At 70.5% G+C, this 3,385-nt stretch carries 6 protein-coding genes; 1 reads left to right on the top strand and 5 read right to left on the bottom strand.

Annotated features, from left to right (window positions below; translation table 11 throughout):
• Positions 1-25: 25 nt before the first annotated feature.
• Entirely contained in the window at positions 26-475 is a 450-nt protein-coding gene (locus HOP12_11750) for a hypothetical protein (protein ID NOT34829.1), read from the top strand.
• 22 nt (positions 476-497) lie between these two features.
• On the opposite strand, the gene rdgB is transcribed toward HOP12_11750, so the two are convergent.
• The 5 genes from rdgB to HOP12_11725 form a co-directional block, all read right to left on the bottom strand.
• Positions 498-1,100, bottom strand: a complete 603-nt coding sequence (rdgB, locus tag HOP12_11745; protein ID NOT34828.1) for an RdgB/HAM1 family non-canonical purine NTP pyrophosphatase — start codon at positions 1,098-1,100, stop codon at positions 498-500.
• A 25-nt stretch (positions 1,101-1,125) separates the two neighbouring features.
• Positions 1,126-1,872, bottom strand: coding sequence for a ribonuclease PH (rph, locus tag HOP12_11740; GenBank protein ID NOT34827.1), 747 nt, complete (start codon positions 1,870-1,872; stop codon positions 1,126-1,128).
• Between the two features lie 103 nt (positions 1,873-1,975).
• Complete coding sequence (locus HOP12_11735) at positions 1,976-2,815, bottom strand: glutamate racemase (protein NOT34826.1); 840 nt, start codon at positions 2,813-2,815, stop codon at positions 1,976-1,978.
• An 8-nt stretch (positions 2,816-2,823) separates the two neighbouring features.
• Entirely contained in the window at positions 2,824-3,228 is a 405-nt protein-coding gene (locus HOP12_11730; protein ID NOT34825.1) for a GerMN domain-containing protein, read from the bottom strand.
• Positions 3,203-3,385, bottom strand: a 183-nt coding sequence (locus HOP12_11725; protein ID NOT34824.1) for a hypothetical protein, incomplete at its 5' end; no start/stop codon positions are given. The genes HOP12_11730 and HOP12_11725, both read right to left, overlap by 26 nt.

Genomic DNA, 3,385 nt, shown 5'->3' with positions numbered 1-3,385 from the left:
ACATCCGCTCGAAGTGGTGCGGGTGATGAACCGGCTCATCATGGCGGCCGAATCGAACGGCGGCCCGGTCATCGAGCTGCGGCGCGGCCGCTCGGTCACCGCGCAGGAAGCCGTCTCGCGCGCCGCGGTGCTGCTGGCGCGCGACCTGGGCGCGCGTGCGATCGCGGCGCACACCACGCGCGGTCTCACGGCGCGTTTCATCGCCGCCGGCCGCGAGCCGATTCCGCTGCTCGCCTTCACGCCGCATTCCGAGATCCGCAGCCAGCTCTCACTCACGTGGGGCTGCGAGACCTTCGTGGTGGCCGAGACCTCGGACACCGACGAGATGGTGCGGCAGGTCGATCACGCCATGATCGCGGCGGGACGCGGCAAGATCGGTGACCTGGTCGTGATCGTGGCCGGGATGCCGGCGGGCCGGGCCGGTAACTCCAACACGCTGCGCGTCCACCGACTCGGCGAGCCGGTCGGCCAGTAACGCCGCTGCGCGCCCGCGCGGCTCAGCGCCGCAGCTCGACCACCAGGGCCTGCACCGCCCGCGAACGATGCGAGATCGCGTTCTTCTCGGCGGCGCTGAACTCGGCGAGCGTGCGCGTCTCGCCGGTCGGAACGAACACCGGGTCGTAGCCGAAACCGTGCGAGCCGCGCGGCGCCTCGATCACGCGACCCTCGAGAACCCCCTCCGCGACCACCTCGCGGCCGTCCGGAAAACGCGCGAGGCACACGGTGCGAAATCGCGCCGCGCGCCGTGCCGCGGCGACACCCGCCAACCGCTCGAGCAGCAGCCGCACGTTGTCGGCGTAGGTGGCGGCAGGCCCCGCGAACCGCGCCGCGTGAACGCCCGGCGCGCCGTCGAGCGCCTCGACTTCGAAGCCGGTGTCGTCCGCGATCGATGGCCGCCCGGTGTGCGCGCACGCGGCCTGCGCCTTGATGCGCGCGTTCTCGATCAGCGTGGCGCCGAGTTCCTCGGGAGCGGTCGCGCCCGGAAACTCCGCCAGGGAGCGCAGCCGCAGTCCGCTGCCTGAGATCAGTGTCTCGAGTTCGCGGGCCTTGTCGGGGTTGAAGGTCGCGAGCACGAACTCGAGCGGCACGGCGGCGCTCATCGCCGGCGGGGTCTCACCGAAGGGCTCATTTCGAAGCCGGCGCCGCCGGCATCGGCAGCAACCCCGAGTCCCCGACCAGCCGGCGCTGATGCGCGAGCACGCGCTTGATGCCGCGCCGCGCCAACCGCAACAGCTCGCGAAGCTGCGCTTCGCTGAACGACGTGGTCTCGCCGGTGCCCTGCAGCTCCACGAACTCGCCGCTGCCGGTCATCACAACGTTCATGTCGACCGCCGCACCCGAATCCTCGGTGTAGCACAGATCGAGGCACGGGGTGCCCTGCACCAGGCCGACCGAGATCGCCGCGACGCTGTCGCGCAACGGAGGCCCCTTGAGCTGATGCTCGTTCGAGAGCGTTACGAACGCGTCGTGCAGCGCGATCAACGCGCCGTTGATCGCCGCCGTGCGGGTGCCGCCGTCGGCCTCGATGACGTCGCAATCGAGCACGATGGTGCGCTCGCCGAACACCGTGAGATCCGTGACCGCGCGCAGGCTGCGACCGATCAGTCGCTGAATCTCCTGCGAGCGTCCGCCGGTCTGGCTCGAACGCGGGGTGCGCTCGGTGGTGGCGCGCGGCAGCATCGCGTACTCGGCGGTCACCCAGCCGCGCCCCTGACCGCGCATCCAGCCCGGCGCCTTGCCGTCGACCGACGCCGTGCACAGCACGCGGGTCCGGCCGAACGTGACCATCGCCGAACCCTCGGCATGCGGAATCACGCCGCGCTCGATCTTGAGCGGGCGCAGCTCGTCGATCCGGCGTCCGTCGGGACGCACGAACGCGGCGACCACCGCCGGCTTGGACTCGTGGGCGCGGATCGAGGCGGGCTTGCGGGTCATCGGGATTCTCCGGAGGCGGCGAGAGGTAGGGCGCGGGGGCTCACGCCTGCGAACGTTCGAACCACGGCAAGTCGGTCTGATCCACCACGTGAACCGGCGGCAGCTCGCCACCGAGAAACGCCTGCGCCACGCGACCGAAGTTGCGTGGCTCGTCGCTGAGATAGAAACGATGACGCGGTGTCGCGTGATCGCCGAGCTGTCCGCGTTCGTGCAGCAGTCGCGCCATCGCACGCGCCGCCTCGGCACCCGAGTCGATCAGCGTCACCGCCGGTCCCATCAGGTCGCGCAGCAGGTGGGTGAGCAACGGATAGTGCGTGCAGCCGAGGATCAGGCTCTCGATTCCGCTCGGAATCAACTCGGTCAGGTACTCCAGCGCGATCAGCCGGCTGGCGGGATGATCGATCATGCCTTCCTCGACCAGCGGCACGAACAGCGGACAGGCACGCGAGATCACCGCGGCACCCGGCGCCAACCGCTCGATCTCGAGCGGATACGCCTTGCTCCCCACCGTTCCAAGCGTGCCGATCACGCCGATGCGTCCGTGCGGACTCGCGGTCACCGCGGCCTGCGCCGCCGGTTCGATCACGCCGACCACCGGCACGTCGAGCCGGCGCTGCAATGCCTCGAGCGCGAACGAGGACGCCGTGTTGCATGCCACCAGCAGACACTTCACGTTCTGACGCACCAGGAACTGGGAGATCTCGAGACTGAAGCGCGTGACTGTCTCGCGCGACTTGGCTCCGTAGGGCAGCCGCGCGGTGTCACCGAAGTACAGCACCGACTCGCGCGGCAGCACGCGGAAGATCTCGCGCACCGACGTGAGCCCGCCGATGCCGGAATCGAATACTCCGATGGGACGCGGATCGAACGTGTTGGGCATGTGCCGCCTTAGGGCCAGTCGTGGACATCGAGTGGACGATCGAGCGCGACGTGACCGCCGAGTGTCGCGATCGGGCGTCCGGAGCACGCGAGACGGACCCGCTTCACCTCGGGCAGGTTCGCGCCCAGCGTGCGCAGCAGCGAAGCGATGGCCAGGTACTCGGCGGTCGAGCCGCCGCTGAATCCTCGCAGGAATGCACCCGACAGGTCGAGCGTGAGCAGTCCGCGATCGTCGAGGTAGGCGCGCAGCACCGCGGTGCCGGTCGGCAGAGCGGGCACGCCGTCCCCACGCGGGCCGCGATCCAGCTCGGTGACGAGTGCCGCGACCCGTTCGCGCAGCGAACTGGGCTCGAGGATCTCGCGCGACTCACTCACCAGCCGATCCCCTTCAGGTGCCGCGAAGTACAGCTGCACCGCGCGCGCGCCCCCGCGTGTCGAGTCGGGCCCCGCGCACGCCGAGGAACGCCACCGCCACGAGCGCGAGCGCGAGCAGGAATGCGAGCCATGGACCCGGGCCGCCGCGCGCCGGAGTACCCAGTCCGCGCCGCGTCGTCACACCCTCGTAAGTCGG

This window comes from Candidatus Eisenbacteria bacterium, from assembly GCA_013140805.1.
GTDB lineage: Bacteria > Eisenbacteria > RBG-16-71-46 > RBG-16-71-46 > RBG-16-71-46 > JABFRW01.
This window is presented reverse-complemented; position numbering and strand designations above follow the sequence as displayed.